Source organism: Longimicrobium sp. (assembly GCF_036388275.1).
Lineage (GTDB): Bacteria > Gemmatimonadota > Gemmatimonadetes > Longimicrobiales > Longimicrobiaceae > Longimicrobium.
In genome coordinates, this window is the sequence record NZ_DASVSF010000042.1 from 1 (window position 1) to 2,399 (window position 2,399).

General features: G+C 67.7%; 1 protein-coding gene and 1 pseudogene. Both read left to right on the top strand.

Annotated features, from left to right (window positions below; genetic code table 11):
* Nucleotides 1-597 (top strand): annotated as a pseudogene (locus tag VF632_RS09060) (hypothetical protein); the annotation flags it as partial.
* 204 nt (nucleotides 598-801) lie between these two features.
* Nucleotides 802-2,115: an ISKra4 family transposase gene (locus tag VF632_RS09065; protein ID WP_331022554.1), complete on the top strand. Its 1,314-nt coding sequence runs from the start codon at nucleotides 802-804 to the stop codon at nucleotides 2,113-2,115.
* Nucleotides 2,116-2,399: the final 284 nt, after the last annotated feature.

Sequence of the window (2,399 nt, forward strand, 5' to 3'; positions counted from 1 at the left end):
CCGCTGCCCGAGAGCGACCGCAAGGACCTGGCCATCCAGGCGTTGGCCGGTTCGGAGACGGTCAGCGACCTGGCCGCCCGGCGCGGGGTGAGCCGCAAGTTCGTCTACCAGCAAACGCACAAGGCCCGCGCGGCGCTGGACGAGGCCTTCTCATCCGCGACGCCCGACGAAGCGGTGCTGTTCGAGCTGGCGGTGACCAAGACCTGGCTGCGCCAGGTCATCGTCGCACTGCCGCTGGTCTGCCGCAGTTCGTACCGCGGCGTCGTCGAGTTCCTGCGCGACCTGCTGGGCCTCCCCGTCAGCCTGGGCCGCGTCCACGACGTGCTCCAGGCGGCCACGCGGCAGGCGGGCGCGATCAACCGCGACCAGGACCTGTCGAGCATCCGCGTGGGCTTGCACGACGAGATCTTCCAGGGCGCCACGCCCGTGTTGGCCGGCGTCGACGTACTGCTACCTCTTGGTGGCGGAGCAGCACCGCGACGCCGACACCTGGGGCGTGCACCTGCTCGACGCCGCCGAGCGGGGGCTGCGGCCCGATTACACCATCGCCGATGCCGGGCGGGGCTTGCGCGCCGGGCAGCAGGCGGCCTGGGGTGACACGCCGTGCCATGGTGACGTGTTCCACATCTTGCGCCAATGCCAGGGCCTGGCCGGCACGCTGTCGCGCCCCGGGGACTGCCTCATGTTTGGGGGTTGGAACGGACAGGCGATAACCTGCGGCGCGATGCTCTCTTTGGGGTAGCGCGCGTGGCCTGGATTGTGCGGCTGGTGGAAACGGGCGCTGGTGGCGATCACCGGAGCATGGACGTGATGGAAATCGCGCGGCCCGGTGACCTGAGCGACATCGCCAGTCTGGGCCTGAGCTTGGCCGAAGCCAAGCAGGTGCTGGCCGCCATTCAGCGCGAGATCGTTGGCGCCCAAGCCAGGGACCATGCCGCCCGACGGCCAAGCTGCCGCTCCTGCGGTGGCGCCTGCCACGTGAAGGATTACCGGCAAAGGCGGCTCGCAACGCTGTTCGGCGAGGTCACCGTTCGGCTGCCGCGGTTCCGCTGCGTCGCCTGCGACGGGATCGAGAGCGGTGTCGACTGGCCGTCGTACGGCAGATCGACGCCCGAGCTCGATCAACTGCAGGCTCATCTCTCGGCGCTGATGACCCATCGGACGGCAGCGGACGTGCTGGAGCAGATGTTCCCGGTCGACGCTGGCAAAGATCATGAGACCCTTCGTCGCCATACCCTGACGCTCGGTGAACAACTGCGGCATCGCCCAGCAATCGCGCCTGCAAAGCCAGCGGCGGCGATCTCCGTCAGCGTGGACGCGACCTTCATTCGTAGCTGTGAAAAGGGGGAACGGCATTTGGAGGTCACGGTTGGCAACGCCGAGACCGACGCTGGCGGCCGGCAGGTGTTCGCAGCCGTGGCCGGATCGGAGACAGACGTCGTGGCGCTGATCGGCCGAACGCTCGACCGCGTTGGCCGAACCAGGGCCACGGTGTTGACCGGCTTCACCGATGGATGCGCTGGCCTGCGGCTGACCCTGACCGCCGCCGGCGTCACCAAGCCGCCGATCCTCGATGGGTTCCACATCGCCATGCGGCTGCAGCACCTGGAGCAAACCGCCGCCGCCTTGTCGACCGACACGCCAGCGCGGCAGGAGGCAAAAGCGGTGATCGTCGCAGAAGCCGACCGGCTGCGTTGGCGTCTGTGGAACGGCAAGGCCAAGGATGCCCAAGCCAGCATCGAGCGCATCCGCGCCGTCATCCACCACTTCCGGGGCGAGCCCGACAGCCGCCGGTCGATTGCGCCCTCGCGGAAGCTGTGGACGGCGTTGTTGGCGCTGGACGGCTATCTGGTCAGCCAGGCCGACTGGACCGTCAACTACGCCGAGCGTCACCGTGCCGGCCTGCGGGTCGGGACCGCCATCACCGAGGGGACGGCCAACTTCCTGGTGAACCGTCGAATGAACAAGTCGCAGCAGATGCGCTGGACCCGACGGGGTGCCGATCTCCTGCTGCAGGTCCGCTGCGCTGTCTACAACGGCACCTTCGGCTCCGCCTTCGGGCAGAGGTTCTCGCCAGCGAACGACACCCACCCGACCTTGGCTGCCGCCGCTTGACCCCCAAACGTGAGGCAGTCCCATTGCCGCTGTCCTGCAAGCCGCGGATCAGCTCGGCCTGCCACGCCTTCTGCTTTTCGAAGCGGGACCACCTCGCGCGGATCGTCGGCTTTAGGGGATAGCGGTTTTCCTTGAGGAGAGGGCTGTTCGGTGTGGGGGGCCACCGGGTGGAGGCTGAGGTACTGAGGTCTGCGCGGCGTCGGTCTGGGCGGCAGGTGACGCAGAGGTCCAGAAGGTGAAAATCGCAGACTTAGTATGTGTCCAATTTTTTAGGCGCAAGGTTT

What these genes read in the sequence shown, in the direction of transcription:
- VF632_RS09065 (WP_331022554.1), top strand. Translation starts at nt 802, where the DNA reads ATGGACGTGATGGAAATCGCGCGGCCCGGTGACCTGAGCGACATCGCC.